Below are 17,754 nucleotides of genomic sequence, written 5' to 3' on the forward strand. Positions count from 1 at the left end.
TTATGAATCACAAAATGGACCAATTAGCCGCAGACAACATAAGAGCGCTGGCTATTTCTATGGTAGAAAAAGCAAATTCAGGACACCCAGGTGGTGCCATGGGAGGAGCTGATTTTATGCATATTTTATACACGGAATATTTAAATTTTGACCCGACCCAAATGGATTGGCCTTTCAGAGACCGTTTCTTTATGGATGCAGGTCACTTATCGGCCTTGATGTATGCACAATACTATTTGTTGGGAAACTATAAAAAAGAAGATCTGCAACAATTTAGACAATGGGGATCCGTTACACCTGGCCATCCCGAAGTTGATGTACTCAGAGGAATCGAAAACACATCAGGTCCATTGGGGCAAGGTCATACGATGGGCGTGGGTGCAGCTATAGCGGCAAAATTTCTTGGAGCCAGATTTGAAGGCCTTTTCGACCACAAAATTTATGGTTTTATAACTGATGGAGGTGTACAAGAAGAAATTTCGCAAGGAGCAGGAAGAATTGCAGGACATTTGGGGCTGAACAACTTTATCATGTTTTATGATTCGAATGATGTGCAACTTTCGTCGATGACCGATGAAGTGACTTCCGAAGATACCGCTATGAAATACCGAGCATGGGGCTGGAACGTAATGACAATTGACGCTCACAATCATTTGGAAATTAGAAAAGCTTTGGATACTGCACATCAAGAAACCGAAAAACCTACCTTAATTATTGGCAAAACAATAATGGGTAAAGGTTGTGTTACCTCAGAAGGAAACATGTATGAAGGAGAATGTGAATTGCATGGAAAACCCATTGGAGACACCAAAGCCGATTACACAAAAACCCTACTAAACCTCAACGCTAATCCAGCCGATCCTTTTGCGATATATAAAGAAGTAGCCGTACATTACAATCAAGTATTAGCCAAAAAAGTTGAAAAAGCTACTTTGAAAAAACAGCAAATTGCGCAATGGGAGAATGAAAATCCTTTGCTAGCCAATAAAATGCAACAGTTTTTATCTGGTGAATTACCTGAATTGGATTTGAGTAATGTTGTTCAGAAAGCCAATGCTGCAACTAGAGACGCATCATCAGCGGTGCTGGCTTATTTGGCGGAAAATGTAGAAAACATAATCGTTTCATCGGCAGATTTATCGAACAGTGATAAAACGGATGGATTCTTGAAAAAATCATCTGTGTTGCAAAAAAATAATTTCAACGGTGCCTTTTTACAAGCTGGAGTTGCTGAATTGACCATGACTTCCATAGCCAATGGTATTGCGCTGCATGGTGGAGTAATCCCAGTTGTAGCGACCTTTTTTGTGTTCTCAGATTATATGAAACCCGCGATACGTTTGGCTGCCATTCAAGAACTTCCTGTAAAATATGTCCTAACGCACGACTCATTCCGAGTAGGTGAAGACGGACCCACCCACCAACCTATCGAGCAAGAAGCACAAATGCGTTTGTTAGAAAAAGTCAAAAATCATTCGGGACATCAAAGTTTGGTAGCATTGCGCCCTGCCGATGCCATCGAAACTTCAGTGGCTTGGGATATGGCTTTAAAAAACACCAAAACACCAACGGCTTTAATTCTTTCGAGACAAAACATTAAGGACATTCCATCTAGCTATACTACAAGATATGAGGAAGCAACAGAAGCTAAAAAAGGTGGTTATTTGGTCAAAAAAGCACAAAATCCGGACATCACTTTAATCGCAAACGGATCGGAAGTTTCAACACTTATTGATGCCGCTGTGATTTTAGAGAAAGAGCATAATCTAAAAATCAATATCGCCTCCATTATTTCTGAAGGTCTATTCAAATCACAATCGAAATCCTACCAAGAAAGTATAATTCCAAAAGGAAAACTCGTTTTTGGACTTACCGCTGGACTTCCAGTAAATCTTGAAGGATTAATTGGTAATAGCGGAAAAATAGTTGGCTTAGATCATTTTGGCTATTCGGCGCCAGCGAGTGTATTGGATGAAAAATTTGGGTTTACAAGCCAACATGTTTGTACGGAAATACTACAATATATTGAGGAAAGTAAAAAATAGAGACTAAGATGCTAAGCCCCTAAGTTGCTGAGTCAAAAAAAAAACAAAATCAAAATCTCAGAATCTTAGAAACTAAAAAAAATATAAACTCAGAATCTTAGTAACTCAGAAACTTAGATTCTATAAAAAAATACACATATGAAATTTTTTATCGATACAGCAAATTTAAAAGACATCAAAGAAGCCAATGATCTTGGAATATTAGACGGGGTAACTACAAATCCTTCGCTTATGGCGAAAGAAGGAATCACTGGAGCCGACAATATCATCGCGCATTACGTAAAAATATGTGAATTAGTGGATGGTGATGTTAGTGCCGAAGTTATCTCCACTGATTTTGCAGGAATGATAGCCGAAGGAGAAAAATTGGCAGCACTGCATCCCCAGATTGTGGTTAAAATCCCGATGATCAAAGACGGCATCAAGGCTATTAAATATTTTTCGAATAAAGGAATCAGAACCAACTGTACCTTAGTTTTTTCAGTAGGTCAAGCATTGCTTGCTGCCAAAGCTGGTGCCACTTATGTATCGCCTTTCATAGGAAGACTGGATGATATTTCGACAGATGGACTTTCACTTATTGAGGACATCAAATTGATTTATGACAATTACGGTTATGAAACCCAAATTCTGGCAGCTTCAGTTCGTCACGTCATGCACATTATAAATTGTGCCAAAATTGGTGCCGATGTTATTACGGGACCATTAAGCGCAATCGAAGGTTTATTGAAACATCCACTTACCGATAGTGGTTTGGCAACATTCCTTGCTGATTACCAAAAAGGGAATAGCTAGAAATAATAGGTCTTAATCCTGCAAGGTTTTTTTTAAACCTTGTAGGTGTTTCAATTAATACAACATACCTACAAGGTTTAGGAAACCTTGTAGGAAAAAAATTAATTGCAATTACAAAAAAAGGAAGCTTCTACAACAGAAGCTTCCTTTTTTCGTTTGTTTCAAAACCAAATCTACTTTACTTTCTTTAAAAATTCAAAGCAAAATGATTCAAGAGTTTGGCGTCGTATTTTTCTTTGTCAAAAGTAAAGAGATAAGATCCTTTCCTAGAAGAGGTCATGTCTTTCTCGTCTAATTTTATCAAAATATCCAACGAATTTATTTTGCTAATAAAATTTCTTTTATCGATTTCTTTATCCAATATAGATTCGTACAACTTCAGTAACTGGCTCATTTTGAATTTTTCGGGTAAAAGTTCAAATCCAACTGGTCTCATTGAGGTTCTATAACGCAATCTCCTAATGGCATGAGCCAACATATTGTCGTGGTCAAAAATCAGTTTTGGCACTTCCGAAACACTAAACCATTTGGCATGGTAATTCTGAATCAATTCAGCATTGTGATTTTCGATATTAATCAGGGCATAATAGGCCACAGATATGGTACGTTCCACAGGGTCACGATCAATTTCACTATAGGTATAGAGTTGCTCCATATAGATATCCTGCAATCCTGTATACGTATTCAATACTCGTATGGCTGCAGTATCTAGGTCTTCCTCTTTTTTTAGAAATCCACCCATTAAAGACCATTTCCCTTTTTCTGGTTCAAAATCTCTTTTAATCAAGAGAATTTTTAACCCTTCTTCATCAAAGCCGAAAATGATACAATCAACTGCTAGAAGAACTTTGTCTGCTGTACTATAACTATTTAGCATTTTCTATTTATATTTTACGGTAAATATAAGAACTTCCTTAAAACTACCAAATTTATTTAATGTGGTTTTTACACTAATAAAAAATATACCCTTAAAAAAAGCATTAAGTATCTGATTATCTATTTTATGTATATTTTTTTTTATGCATTACAACTATTGCTTTTAAAAAATAAGTAACACTAAACGGTAAAAAAAGCTCAAATCTCAACCCATTTTAGAATACAAAAAACATAATTAAGTGTTAATTTTACATTTAATAATATTTTTTTAGGTTTTAATTAATAAAAAAACGAAAAAATAGCAACTTAATTTACTGTTTTTTGTTGCCATATTCCTATATTTTTTAAATAAAAATAAATATTCAGAAAAATAATTTAAAAAATAATTTAAAATCAATTTTGAATTTAACATTTATATATACAACTCATTTTCAGTTACTTAATTGTTACGAAAACGTTTTTCAATAATCAAAATTACACAAAAACATACGTTTCGCACTATATTTTAGCATATCCATTTTTTTTCAACACTTTTTTTATCAGATTAATTTGTTTTTGTACTTTTTTTTTATTTAAATTTACAAATGTAAAATCTACACTTATAATTAACCAAAATGCAATCAATATGACAACAAACCAAAGATTATTTTTTTATTGCAATTTTTTATTGCCTAAAAAAGAATGGCTATTAGCACTATTAGTTATGCTCTTCACTACGTATAATGCATCGGCACAACAAGCCAATATTATAAAAGGGAAAGTTACCTCTGAAAAAGATGGGATGCCTCTTCCGGGTGTAAATGTATTAGTTCAAGGAACTTCAACAGCAGTATCAACAGGGTTTGACGGAGAATATTCTATTCAAGCAAAACCAACAGATGTACTTGTTTTTTCATACATAGGTTATAAAAATCAAGAAGTAACTATTGCCAACCGCACACAAATTAATTTTGCTTTAAGAGAAGACCTTAACAAACTAAATGAAGTAGTTGTAGTAGGTTACGGGACACAAAAGAAAGCTGATTTAACAGGATCTGTAAGTGTGGTAAACATGAAAGAAGCCAAAACCATTACGACCTATGATCCCGCCAAAATGCTGCAAGGACAAGTGGCGGGAGTAACCGTACAATCGTCAGGAGAGCCAGGAGGTTATGTTAACGTAAAAATTAGAGGGATTTCTTCTTTTACCAACAACAACCCTCTTTTTGTAATTGACGGAATGATTGTTGATAGTCCAAACGATTTTGCCCCGGGTGATATCGAATCGATGCAAGTATTAAAAGACGCCTCTTCGGCTGCAATTTATGGTGTTCGTGGAGCCAATGGAGTAATAATTATCACTACCAAAAAAGGTAAACAAGGAAAATTTGAAGTGAAATACAAATCTTTACTTGGACTTCAGACAGTACCAACTAAATGGGATTTAACAGACAGAGAAGGTTATCAAAACATCACAAATGCTGCAGAAACAAATGCTGGAAAAATTCCAACTGCCCCTGGAAATGACTCAACAAGTCCTTACTTTATTAATAATGTAAATACTGATTGGCAAAAAGAAGCATTCCAGACTGGAGTAATCAACAATCAAGCATTAACTTTTAGCGGTGGCGCCGAAACTATGACATACAACATGAACATAGATTATTTCAAAAATACCAGCTATGTAAATTCTCCTCAAGATTATGAAAGAATTTCAACTAACTTGAATCTGTCAGGTAAAAAAGGAAAATTTAAATACGGATCAAAAATTGGATACACTCAATCAGATAAAGAAAGCTTTAACAGTTATGTAGGCGAATCGGCAATACAAAGTTTATTAACTGCAATTCCAACAATGTCTGTATATGATGAGAACAATTTGGGTGGATATGGTGGAACGGATAGTTTTACACAAAGAGCTATATCTATGAATGTTATAGGATTCAACAACTTAATAGATAACAGTGGAAAGAGAAATCGTTTCATTGGTGATATTTGGGGTGAACTCGAAATTGTAAAAGGCTTAAAGTATAAAATTGATGCCAGTTTTGACAGACTGGATTGGAAAGATAGAAAATTCATTCCACCATTTGAATTAGGATGGTACTACGTTACCGAAAATTCAGAAGCTTCACTTGACATAGCTACAGGCAGTCAATCAAGAACATTCTTAAATAATTTATTAACTTATGAAACAACAATTGGCAAACACAAATTTGATGCATTAGTAGGATGGGTTCAAGAAAGATCTGATAACTACAACCACTATTCAAGAGGAGTAGGTTATATTCCAGGGGAAATAAGCCATCTTGAGTATGCTGATGAAACCACTAGTGGTGAATATGAAAACACAATTACAGGGGTCTCCTACTTGAGTAGAATTAATTATTCGTATGATGACCGCTATTTCGTTCAAGGGAATTTCAGACAAGATAAAACGTCACTTTTCAGCCCAGAAAACAATACAGGAAACTTCTATTCATTCTCTGGTGCTTGGAAAATTAGCAGTGAGGAATTCTTACACTTACCAGAATGGGTAAGCAATATCAAAGTCAGAGGAGGTTATGGTATTTTAGGAAACAATACTATTGGTGTATACGCTTATGCACCAACTGTAAATCGTTTTGCGGGTTATGATTTTAATAACGAATTTGCTCCTGGTACAACAGTGGTAAGCGCAATTGACCCTGATGTACACTGGGAGGAAACAAAAAGCACGAACGTTGCCTTGGAGTTAGGATTTCTTAATAACAGTGTGCAGTTTTCTGCTGAATATTTCATTAAAGAATCTACAGATTTATTAATTGGCGTACCATTGCCATACTCAGCAGGAGCTTTTCCAGCAAATGTAGTAACAAACGCAGGAGCTGTTAAAAATAGCGGCTTAGAGTTTACAGCTTCTTATGCAAACAATGACCATGAGTTTAAATACAATATTTCAGCCAACTTAGGAACGCTGAAAAATGAGGTGTTACAAATTGGAATTAAAGGAAACCCAATTTATGGAGCGGCTTCAAAAACAGAAGTAGGAAGATCAATCGGTGAAATTTTCGCATATGAAACGGATGGAATTTTCCAAAATGCTAATGAAATAGCTGCAGGCCCTATTCAAACAAATGCTGGTATTGGAGACATTCGTTTCAAAGACCAAAATGGTGACGGACAAATTACTGACGCAGATAGAACCTATCAAGGGACAACAATCCCAAAATACAGTTATGGTATAAACTTGGGCGCATCATATAAAAACTTTGATTTCTCAATGTTCTGGCAAGGAGCTGGTGGAAATATGGTATTCAATGCAATGTATCGCGATTTGATGAGGGGAGACTATGGTAATCACCATACAGATGAACTTAATTATTGGTCAACAACAAATACAAATACTAATGTTCCTCGTCCTATCATTGGAGACCCAAATGCAAATGCTAGAGATTCTAATCGTTTTATTGAAAAAGGAGACTACTTGAAATTACAAACTATGGAGATTGGATATCAAATTCCTGTTCCAACAGACTTTTGTATACAAAAAGCTAAAGTTTATATCAATGGCCAAAACTTATTAACCCTTTCTAAATACAAAGGATACGATCCAGATTTTAACAGTAACGACGGATTATTCTCTAGAGGATATGACGCAGGTTCTTTCCCTAATCCAAGAACTCTTTCTCTAGGACTTGAAGTAACTTTTTAAAATTAGCCAACAATTAAAAACGAATCAAAATGAAATATAAAATATATAAATATCTAGCTGGATTCATTTGCATTGCTGCTGTAACTGCAAGTTGTGTAAACGATGATGATTTACTACAAACTGATCCAAATGTTGATTCCTCAGGATCGTTTTGGAAAACAGAAAAAGATGCTCTTGAAGGTGTTAATGCCGTTTATGGATGTTTAATAGCAGACGGAACTTATATGAGAAGTACTCCTTTAATGTTGGACACAAAAAGTGACGATTCAAGAAGTAACAGCCCTTGGGGTGCAATGTCCAATGTAGGCCGTTTCAACTCAAATGTTTCAGATCCTGCCATCTATGGCTGGGCATATGAAATGTATTATCAAGGTATCTATAGAGCCAACCAAGTATTGACGAATGTTCCAAAAATTGATATGGCGGATGCTGCGTTAAAAAACAGAATTCTTGGTCAAGCCTATTTTTTAAGAGGTCTGTATCTTTTTCATGCAGTAAACCTATTTAAAAATGTGCCAATTCCTACAGAAATTGCGCTTTATAATCCTCAAAAATCACACGAAGAAGGTTGGGCTCAAGTAATTGCTGATTTTAAGGCTGCCTCTGATTTATTACCTACAACTTACGCTGGAATATCTGGCATCGATACAAAAGATTCTCAAGGAAATACCATAAAGGGGCGCGCCACCAAAGGAGCTGCTCTAGGATATTTGGCGAAAGCATATTTATTTACCAAGGATTTTGCAAATGCTAAAACAACATTCAAACAAGTAATTGATTTAGGCGTTTACTCATTAACAGCAAACTATCGTGATAACTTTACTGATAGCAACGAGAATAATTCAGAATCTTTATTCGAGGTTCAATTTAGTAGAGATGCTGGTGGAACTACTGAGAGCTGGGGTGGAGTACCAAATGCTAATTGGAGAAAAACTACTGCAAGAGCAATTACCTATGGAGCAAGAGATTTTGGCTTTGTTGACGTGCAGCCTACTTGGGCATTATTCAATGAATTCCATGATGAAAAAACAACTACAGGTGCAATAGATCCTCGTTTGGATGCAACTATGTTCTATAACAAACCTGGAGGAATGCAATTGTATGGTGTAGATTTTGCAACCAAATATGCTAATAGTCCTTTAGATTTGAATGATATATTCTGCGCTAAATACGAAAATTCAGATGGTGCTTATCCTAATGAATATGACTGGCGTTCAGGAATTAACGAGCGCTTATTACGTTATGCTGACATCTTGCTAATGTATGCAGAATGCTTGAATGAAACTGGTGATACTCAGGGAGCATATACATACATCCAAATGGTTAGAGACCGTGTAGGTTTGCCAAACTTAAGCACTGCAAAACCAGGACTTAGCCAAGCAGCCATGAGAGACCAAATAGGACACGAAAGATTCTTGGAATTCGCTCTTGAAGGTCACCGCTTTGATGATATTCGTCGTTGGGGATGGTTGGAAAACCCTACCAAACTAGCATGGTTAAAAGCAAGAGATGCAGAATTTAATTCGTTTTCTCCTGGAAGAGAATATTTCCCAATACCACAATTAGATATGGATAATAACCCTGGTATGACACAAAATCCAAGTTATTAATATTGTTTGAGTTAGTTTAGTTATTAAAATCATGTGGCAACCCTAGAAAAGGATGTCACGTGATTTTATATCTTAAAATAAAATCGTAAAAGCATTGAGTTTTTTTTTAAATACAACACTTAATTTTTAAAATTATGATTAAAAAAGTAACCACTATTGCACTGTTTGGTCTGTGGCTTGTAAGTTGTCAAAAAGAGGATATCGGCAACGAAACGGTTGCTACAACACAAACCGCTCAAACTTTACATTTAACAGCAAAAACAGTTTCGGGTAATGTTCCTTCTCATGACCCAAGCACCATTGTAAAAAGTGGCGTGAATTATTATGTTTTTACAACTGGAGATAATATTCCAATGACTTATTCAACAGATTTAATAAATTGGTTTTGGGGAACATCTGTTTTTAGCTCCACTCCAAGTTGGATAACAGGCTATGTACCTGGATTTACCAAAACCTTTTGGGCACCTGATGTAGCTTGGTTTAACAATCGATGGAATATGTATTATTCCTGTTCTACTTTTGGATCAGCTACCTCAGCAATAGGTCTAGTTACTGCTCCTTCAATTTCGCAAAGTGCAGGAACAAAATGGACCGATAGAGGTGTTGTTATCTCATCCTCTTCATCCTCTGATGTTAATGCTATTGACCCATCCATTTTAGTGGACGGAAGCAATGTATACATGGCCTACGGTTCTTTTCATGCGGGGATTGGTGTTATAAAAATTGACCCCACAACTGGTAAAACCACTGGGAGCAAAACAATTGTTGCCGGTGGCAGTAGTGCTAGTTGGGAAGCGCCTTGCTTAATCAAGGAAGGTAGTTATTATTATATGTTTGCTAATCGTGGAGCGTGTTGCCAAGGGGTAAATAGCACTTACTATATTGTGGTAGGTCGTTCTACAAGTCCTCTTGGTCCCTTTGTGGATAAAAGCGGCATATCATTAACAGCTGGCGGAGGTACAACCGTATTAAAAACAACGGGAAATTACATTGGCCCAGGACATATTTCCAGAATTGTTGGAACACAAAAAGGATCTGTTCACTATTATGATGGTGCCGATAGCGGAAATCCTAAACTCGAAATCGTTAATTTTACATGGTCAGGAGGCTGGCCAACTATTGCATACTAAAAATAAAATTTAAAGGCCGGTAAAAACCCCTCCCTTTATCAATTAAAACATTATGAAAAAAGTTCTATTATTTTTATTTATTTCCTCTTTTTGTAGCCAAACCAGTTTTGCACAAAAAGAAACCACAGTACTTACCATAAAAAATACTGCAAACGCTCCCACTATCAACAAAAACATTTACGGTCACTTTGCAGAGCATTTAGGCAGGTGCATATATGGCGGATTTTTTGTGGGTGATACTTCCAAAATACCTAACACAGCCGGTGTTCGTAACGATATTATTGATGCTCTAAAAAAATTAAAAATTCCAAATTTGCGTTGGCCAGGTGGTTGTTTTGCCGATACGTACCACTGGAAAGACGGTATTGGCCCAAAAGAAAACAGACCAACAATTGTAAACCAATGGTGGGGAGGAACTACCGAAGACAATAGCTTTGGAACACATGATTTCTTGAATTTGTGCGAAACACTTGGCGCTGAACCTTATCTTTCTGGAAACGTAGGTAGCGGAACTGTACAAGAACTGTCAGACTGGGTACAATACACCAACTTTGGAGGCAAAAGCCCAATGAGTGATTTGCGTAAAAAGAATGGAAGAACAGAACCTTGGAAAGTTAAATTCTGGGGAATTGGAAATGAAGCATGGGGTTGTGGAGGAAATATGACAGCCGATTATTATGTGAATGAATATCGAAAATATGCTACATTCATGTCTGATTGGGGAAATACTGGCGGTATAACGCGTATTGCTTCTGGATCCAATAGTTCCGATTATAATTGGACAGAAACTTTAATGAAAGACATCCCGCTAAATATGCTAGGAGGAGTTGGAGTACACCATTATGCCGTAATCGATTGGGCAAAAAAAGGAGACGGTGTAGATTACACAGAATTTGAGTATTTCCAAACCATGAAATCGGCGCTAAAAATGGAGGAACTCGTTACCAAACACTCTGCCATTATGGATAAATATGATCCAGAGAAAAAAGTGGCAATGATTGTAGACGAATGGGGAGCTTGGTATGAAGTGGAAAAAGGAACCAATCCTGGATTTTTATACCAACAAAACACAATGAGAGATGCGGTTTTGGCAGGATCAACCCTTAATATTTTCAACAATCACGCAGATCGTGTTCGTATGGCCAACTTAGCACAATGTGTTAATGTTTTGCAGGCAGTTATCCTTACCGATAAAGCCAAAATGATTTTGACACCAACCTATTATGTAATGCAATTGTACAGCGTACACCAAGATGCACAACAATTGCCTATTACTATAAAATCACCACTATATACTTTCAGTGGCGAAACACTTCCTGCATTATCAGCCTCGGCTTCTAAGGACAAAAAAGGATTGGTTCATATTTCATTGGTAAATATCGATTCCAAAAAAGAAAACACTGTAGAGATTGACCTTACTGAAATTGGAATCAAATCTGTTTCCGGTCTAATTATTGGTTCTTCAAAATTACAAGATTTCAATTCATTTGACAATCCAACAAAAATTCAGCCAGTAGCTTTCAAAGGTTTTGAAATCAAAAAAGGAAAACTGACGGTTAACGTTCCTCCTTTTTCAGTTATAATGTTAGAAGGGAAATAAAAAAATATTCGTTATGAAAAAATCAAATCCCATTATAAGAGTAGCAAGCTGTTTAGTACTTGTACTAATTGTGGCTGTATCGTTGGGTAGTTGTTCCAAAGGGGATGATCCTGCACCGGACCCAACCCCTACGCCTACTCCTACACCAACACCTACGCCAGTTGCTTTTCCTGGACCAACTTACGCTGATAATTATTCCTCGATTTCGTCTTGGGGCAGTAATTCGCAATGGAATTTGGCCAACGTACATGACCCGTCCGTAGCCAAATGTGGAGATTACTATTATATGTATCAAACCGATGCTTCTTATGGAAATGCGACGGATGGACACGGGCATTTTTTCTACAGACGTTCCAAAGACCTTGTAAATTGGGAATTTATGGGACCAACTATGACTGCAGCACCAACTTGGGTAAAAGATTCTTTGAATAACAAAAGAGCCAGAATGAACCCTGCATTACCTGCTATTACAAGTCCTAATTATGGCTATTGGGCACCTTGTGTTCGAAAAGTGGGCAACAAATACCGTATGTATTACAGCATTGTGGTTGACAACCCAATAGTTGGAACTACATTTGATAACTCTTGGTCAGAAAGAGCCTTTATTGGTTTGGCCGAAACCGATGATTTAGCATCCAATGTTTGGGTAGACAAAGGAATGGTAGTTTGTTCAGAACCTGATGGTCTAAAGCCGTATTCCTTTACAGGCACCCGAAATTGGGAAGACGCTTATTTCAAATTCAATGCTATTGACCCGAGTTTTGTCGAAACCCCTTCTGGAGATCAGTATTTAATCTACGGTTCTTGGCATTCTGGTATTGCCGCTTTAAAACTAAATCCAACTACAGGGAAACCAGATCAATTGAAAACATTAAGCGATTACGGAACCCGCATTGCTACACGTAGTGCGACCAGTCGTTGGCAAGCGTCAGAAGGTCCAGAGATTATTTACAACGATGTTACTGGTTATTACTATTTATTTTTAGCCTATGATGGTTTGAATGTTCCCTACAACACAAGAGTTTGTCGTTCCAAAGATATTATGGGACCTTACGTTGGTATCAATGGTGCCAATGTTACGGCTGGAGCCGATTGCTGGCCGATGCTGACACATCCTTACGGTTTCAATAATCATACAGGCTGGGTTGGAATTTCGCATTGCGCCATTTTCCAAAACCCAGATACAAAACAATGGTATTTTTCTTCTCAAGCACGTTTACCCGAAGGTGTTGCAGGAATCAATGTTTCCAATGCTATAATGATGGGACACGTTCGCGAAATCCAATGGACAGAAGATGGTTGGCCCGTAATTGCTCCCGAACGTTATGCTGGCGTTCCCGTTACAACTATTACTGAATCGTCATTTATTGGAACTTGGGAACAAATCACCATGAATTACCAGTACAAAGTCATTCAAAAATCGGCAACTATCTATTTAACCGCCGACAAAAAAGTAAGTGGAGGCGTTACAGGAACTTGGTCGTACGATAGCACCAATAAAACACTAACTGTAAATGGTATAAAATGCAAAGTAAGTGATGCCTGGGATTGGGAAAGTGCCACTCGCAAAGTAACCCTAACCTATTCTGGACTAACAACTGCTGGATTACCAGTTTGGGGTAAAAAAATAAATTAATCTTTTATACAATCGAAACCCTTTTTTAAAATCTAAAAAAGGGTTTTTAATTTTAACACTATTCCATTTCGAAAAAATATAATAAAATGAGAAAAACAGTTGAAATCCTTTTTGTCCTAAGCTTTATTGTTTCTTTCAAAACAATGGCACAGGATAAAAATTCGGCTTCCGCCAATAGAGAAAACAACCCGATCATCAAAGACAAATACACAGGTGATCCCGCGGCTTTGGTTTATAACGATAAAGTATATCTCTATGCTGGACATGATGAAGCGCCCAATGATTTTAATTTTTATAAAATGAACGAATGGCTGGTGTATTCCTCTTCGGACATGGTACATTGGCAAGAACATCACGTTCCGCTGAAAGTAACCGATTTTGCTTGGGCAAAATCCGATGCTTGGGCAGCGCAAGTCATTGAACGAAACGGTAAATTTTACTGGTATGTTACTGTTGAACACGGAACTATTAATGGAAAAGCGATTGGAGTAGCGGTTTCAGACAGTCCAACAGGGCCTTTCAAAGATGCTCTGGGAAAAGCACTCGTCACCAATGACATGACTACTCAAACCAAAATTGACTGGGATGATATTGACCCAACTGTATTCATTGACAATGACGGTCAAGCGTATCTTTTCTGGGGAAATAGCGTTTGCCATTATGCTAAATTAAAAGCCAACATGATTGAACTCGATGGCCCAATCCAAACTATCACTTTACCCAATTACACTGAAGCACCTTGGATACACAAACACAACAATTGGTATTATTTATCGTATGCGTATCAGTTTCCAGAGAAAATCGCCTATGCTATGAGTAAATCCATTAATGGACCTTGGGAATACAAAGGCATTCTGAACGAACTCGCAGGAAATTCCAATACCAATCATCAGGCGATAATCGATTTCAAAGGAAAGTCATATTTCATATACCACAATGGCGCAACTCAACCCAATGGTGGAAGTTTTAGAAGATCGGTTTGTGTAGATCGTTTGTACTACAACAAAGACGGAACAATGAAACGCGTGATTATGACAACGGAGGGGATAACGAAGTAGATTACAGATTGCAACAATATGAATGCAGAATTTCACACTAAGATTTACTGAATTGTTTTTCTCACAAAGGCGCAAAGTTTAGAACTGATTTCTTTGCGCCTCCGCGTCTTTGCGAGAGAAAAGAAAGATTACCTAATGAAATTATATGTTTAAAAAACCATACCATGAAATCATGTAAACACACACCTCTCCTATTCTTCTTAGTTGCTTTAATTGGCACCTCATCATTTGCCCAAGACATTACCGTTCATGATCCTGTAATGATCAAGCAAAAAGATACTTATTATTTGTACTGCACGGGAAAAGGCATCAGTGCATTTAGTTCCAAAGATTTAAAAAACTGGAATCCAGAACCCCAAATTTTCAAAGAAAAACCGGTTTGGGTGGATGCAGTCGTTCCTAATTTTGACAATCACATTTGGGCACCGGATATTTCTTTTCACAACAACATCTATTATTTATACTATTCGGTTTCCGCTTTCGCAAAAAATACTTCGGCGATTGGAGTCACTACCAATACTACTTTAGATCCAAAAGACCCTGCTTACAAATGGGTCGATCAGGGAATTGTTATTCAGTCCATTCCCAACCGTGATCTTTGGAATGCCATTGATCCCAATTTGACCTTCGACGAAAACAAGACTCCTTGGCTGGCTTTCGGTTCTTTTTGGGAAGGTTTGAAAATGGTGAAACTGAATCCCGATTTAAAATCAATCGCACAACCGCAGGAATGGCAAACCATTGCCAAACGCAAAAGAACATTCGAACTCCCTGATTCCGATCCAGGCGATGGTGCACTCGAAACTCCTTTTGTATTTAAGAAAAACGATTATTACTACTTATTCCTTTCATGGGATTTGTGTTGTCGAGGCGAAAAAAGCACGTATAAAGTAGTCGTTGGAAGATCCAAAACCATCACGGGACCTTACGTTGACAAAGACGGAAAACTTTTGACCGAAGGTGGCGGAACCTTATTAATTCAAGGAAACAAAAACTGGTTCGGTGCTGGACACAACAGCACCTATACTTTTGATGGGAAAGATTATATCATTTACCACGCCTATGATGCCAAACAAAATGGAAGACCACTTCTGCAAATAAAGCAATTGCAATGGGATGCTAATTTATGGCCAATGATGTAAAAAAATTTAATTTGTTTTAAAAATGTAATATATACACTTATTTTATTTATCTTGCACCTTAGAAAAAATTTGGACTAATGAAAATTTTAAAATATAAAAAACATTCCCTTTATCTGATGGTGTTGCTTTCCTTTTCAGGTAAAACAATTGCCCAAAATAAGGAGACCAAAAACTCTGGATATATCATCACACCTGTTAATATTCAGAATGTAAAACTAACGGATGCATTTTGGTTGCCCATTATAAAAAAAGTACAAGAAAAAACCATCGAATACGCCATTCATAAGTGCGAGGAAGAAGGTCGTCTCGATAATTTCTTGATTGCAGGTGGCAAGATGAAAGGAGAAGTAAAAGGACAAATGCCTTTTGACGATACCGATGTGTACAAAATAATCGAAGGTGCTTCTAATACCCTGATAAGTGAACCCAACCCAAAACTGGAAAATTTATTGGATTCCCTCATTGGTATTATCAAAGTGGGTCAGGAAAAAGACGGTTATTTGACCACTTGGAGAACCATCAATCCTGCCAAACCACCAGCACCTTGGGTTCCCGTTATCGAAGGAAAACGTTGGGAATCCCTACAGATTAGTCATGAATTGTACAACTCAGGTCACATGATAGAAGCTGCCGTGGTTCATTATGAAGCAACTGGAAAAAGAAACTTCTTAGACATTGCCATCAAAAATGCCGATTTGCTGGTGCTTACTTTTGGAGATAATCCAAACCAAGTACACGGAGTTCCAGGTCACCAAATTGTAGAAACGGGTTTGGTAAATCTGTATCGAATTACCAATAATAAAGCCTATTTGAATTTGGCCAAATACTATCTGGACAATAGAGGAAATCCAAAAAACCATAAACTAAACGGTGCTTATTCCCAGGATGACATTCCCGTTATTCAACAAAAAGAAGCGGTGGGTCATGCCGTAAGAGCCGTTTATATGTATTCTGGAATGACAGATATTGCCGCAATATACAACGACAAAAGTTATCTTGATGCCGTGAACGCTTTATGGACCAATATGGTCAACAAAAAAATGTACATCACTGGTGGCATTGGTGCTGTACATGATGGTGAAGCCTTTGGAGCAAACTATGAATTACCCAACTTAACGGCATACAACGAAACTTGCGCTGCCATTGGTGATGTGTATTGGAACCACAGATTACACAACCTAACCGGAAATTCCGATTATTTTGATGTAATTGAACGCTCTTTATACAACGGCTTAATCTCCGGAATTTCATTAGATGGAAAGCAATTTTTCTATCCCAATGCACTCGAATCAGATGGGGTTTACAAAAACAACAGAGGTTCTTGCACCCGTCAATCTTGGTTTGATTGTTCCTGTTGCCCGACCAACTTGATTCGTTTTATTCCTTCCATTCCGGGATTGATTTATTCTAGTAGCAAAAATGTTCTTTATGTGAATTTATACGCTTCGAATACCGCAAAAATTACATTAGACAAAACCGAATTGGGAATCACACAACAAACCAATTATCCTTGGGATGGTAAAGTGACATTAACGGTTTCTCCAAAAAAAGAAAGTGAACTCAGCATCAAATTAAGGATTCCGGGTTGGGCTAGAAACCAAGTTTTACCGGGTGATTTGTACAGTTATGCAACTCCCGCTTCCGCAAAAGTTACGCTCACGATAAACGGAAAACCTTTAGACTATAAAGAAGACAAAGGATATATCTCCATTACCCGAAAATGGAAAAAGGGAGATATTATAAATCTGAATTTCCCAATGGAAGTAAAAGAAGTGATGACCAATGCAAAAGTGGAAGGTAACATCGGGAAAGTAGCATTAGAATATGGTCCAATTGTATATGCTATCGAAGAAATAGACAATCCAGCCAACTTCGATAAAATCACGATCGATGCCAATGATACTTTCAAAGTAACCAAAGAAAACGAACTTTTGGAAGGTGTAAATACCATTCAAACTGGTAAACTAAAAGCTATTCCTTATTATTCTTGGTCCAACAGAGGCGTTGGAAAAATGAAAGTTTGGATTGATTTAAAAAAGTGAAAGAGATAATAAGAATCTAAGAATTATATATACCTAACAGGTTAAAAGAAACCTGTTAGGAAACGTTATCCTAACAGGTTTCTTTTAACCTGTTAGGTATTCCTTAGCTAGGAACAATATAGAATTAGAAAAAACAATTTAAAAAAA

At 37.1% G+C, this 17,754-nt stretch carries 11 protein-coding genes; 10 read left to right on the top strand and 1 reads right to left on the bottom strand.

The window, feature by feature from the left end:
• The first annotated feature begins 2 nt into the window (after positions 1-2).
• Complete coding sequence (locus OYT91_RS12515) at positions 3-2,045, top strand: transketolase family protein (protein ID WP_281238226.1); 2,043 nt, start codon at positions 3-5, stop codon at positions 2,043-2,045.
• Between the two features lie 138 nt (positions 2,046-2,183).
• Positions 2,184-2,840 (top strand): fructose-6-phosphate aldolase, encoded by a 657-nt coding sequence (gene fsa, locus OYT91_RS12520; RefSeq protein WP_269221524.1) that lies wholly within the window; start codon positions 2,184-2,186, stop codon positions 2,838-2,840.
• A 187-nt stretch (positions 2,841-3,027) separates the two neighbouring features.
• On the opposite strand, the gene OYT91_RS12525 is transcribed toward fsa, so the two are convergent.
• Positions 3,028-3,717 carry an NUDIX hydrolase gene (locus OYT91_RS12525; protein WP_281238227.1) on the bottom strand — a complete coding sequence of 230 codons (690 nt, stop codon included), beginning with the start codon at positions 3,715-3,717 and terminating at the stop codon, positions 3,028-3,030.
• 624 nt (positions 3,718-4,341) lie between these two features.
• Here OYT91_RS12525 and OYT91_RS12530 point away from each other — a divergent pair.
• The 8 genes from OYT91_RS12530 (at position 4,342) to OYT91_RS12565 (ending at position 17,607) form a co-directional block, all read left to right on the top strand.
• On the top strand, positions 4,342-7,389 hold the full coding sequence (locus OYT91_RS12530; RefSeq protein ID WP_281238228.1) for a SusC/RagA family TonB-linked outer membrane protein: 3,048 nt from the start codon (positions 4,342-4,344) through the stop codon (positions 7,387-7,389).
• Between the two features lie 29 nt (positions 7,390-7,418).
• A complete protein-coding gene (locus OYT91_RS12535; RefSeq protein WP_281238229.1) occupies positions 7,419-8,999 on the top strand; it encodes a RagB/SusD family nutrient uptake outer membrane protein in 1,581 nt (526 codons plus the stop codon).
• 134 nt (positions 9,000-9,133) lie between these two features.
• Positions 9,134-10,129, top strand: a complete 996-nt coding sequence (locus OYT91_RS12540; RefSeq protein WP_281238230.1) for an arabinan endo-1,5-alpha-L-arabinosidase — start codon at positions 9,134-9,136, stop codon at positions 10,127-10,129.
• 52 nt (positions 10,130-10,181) lie between these two features.
• Entirely contained in the window at positions 10,182-11,729 is a 1,548-nt protein-coding gene (locus OYT91_RS12545; protein ID WP_281238231.1) for an alpha-N-arabinofuranosidase, read from the top strand.
• A 13-nt stretch (positions 11,730-11,742) separates the two neighbouring features.
• Complete coding sequence (locus tag OYT91_RS12550; RefSeq protein WP_281238232.1) at positions 11,743-13,365, top strand: arabinan endo-1,5-alpha-L-arabinosidase; 1,623 nt, start codon at positions 11,743-11,745, stop codon at positions 13,363-13,365.
• A gap of 143 nt (positions 13,366-13,508) precedes the next feature.
• The gene (locus OYT91_RS12555) at positions 13,509-14,423 is read left to right on the top strand and encodes a glycoside hydrolase family 43 protein (RefSeq protein ID WP_432419425.1); all 915 of its coding nucleotides are present in this window, start codon (positions 13,509-13,511) and stop codon (positions 14,421-14,423) included.
• A 164-nt stretch (positions 14,424-14,587) separates the two neighbouring features.
• Positions 14,588-15,565 carry an arabinan endo-1,5-alpha-L-arabinosidase gene (locus tag OYT91_RS12560; protein WP_281238234.1) on the top strand — a complete coding sequence of 326 codons (978 nt, stop codon included), beginning with the start codon at positions 14,588-14,590 and terminating at the stop codon, positions 15,563-15,565.
• Positions 15,566-15,642: 77 nt separating this feature from the next.
• Positions 15,643-17,607, top strand: coding sequence for a glycoside hydrolase family 127 protein (locus OYT91_RS12565; protein WP_281238235.1), 1,965 nt, complete (start codon positions 15,643-15,645; stop codon positions 17,605-17,607).
• Positions 17,608-17,754: the final 147 nt, after the last annotated feature.

Source organism: Flavobacterium praedii (genome assembly GCF_026810365.1).
Lineage (GTDB): Bacteria > Bacteroidota > Bacteroidia > Flavobacteriales > Flavobacteriaceae > Flavobacterium > Flavobacterium praedii.

Coding starts and splice junctions, on each gene's coding strand:
- OYT91_RS12530 (WP_281238228.1), top strand. CDS start 4,342: ATGACAACAAACCAAAGATTATTTTTTTATTGCAATTTTTTATTGCCT.
- fsa (WP_269221524.1), top strand. CDS start 2,184: ATGAAATTTTTTATCGATACAGCAAATTTAAAAGACATCAAAGAAGCC.
- OYT91_RS12515 (WP_281238226.1), top strand. CDS start 3: ATGAATCACAAAATGGACCAATTAGCCGCAGACAACATAAGAGCGCTG.
- OYT91_RS12535 (WP_281238229.1), top strand. CDS start 7,419: ATGAAATATAAAATATATAAATATCTAGCTGGATTCATTTGCATTGCT.
- OYT91_RS12555 (WP_432419425.1), top strand. CDS start 13,509: ATGGCACAGGATAAAAATTCGGCTTCCGCCAATAGAGAAAACAACCCG.
- OYT91_RS12525 (WP_281238227.1), bottom strand. CDS start 3,717: ATGCTAAATAGTTATAGTACAGCAGACAAAGTTCTTCTAGCAGTTGAT.
- OYT91_RS12545 (WP_281238231.1), top strand. CDS start 10,182: ATGAAAAAAGTTCTATTATTTTTATTTATTTCCTCTTTTTGTAGCCAA.
- OYT91_RS12565 (WP_281238235.1), top strand. CDS start 15,643: ATGAAAATTTTAAAATATAAAAAACATTCCCTTTATCTGATGGTGTTG.
- OYT91_RS12540 (WP_281238230.1), top strand. CDS start 9,134: ATGATTAAAAAAGTAACCACTATTGCACTGTTTGGTCTGTGGCTTGTA.
- OYT91_RS12550 (WP_281238232.1), top strand. CDS start 11,743: ATGAAAAAATCAAATCCCATTATAAGAGTAGCAAGCTGTTTAGTACTT.
- OYT91_RS12560 (WP_281238234.1), top strand. CDS start 14,588: ATGAAATCATGTAAACACACACCTCTCCTATTCTTCTTAGTTGCTTTA.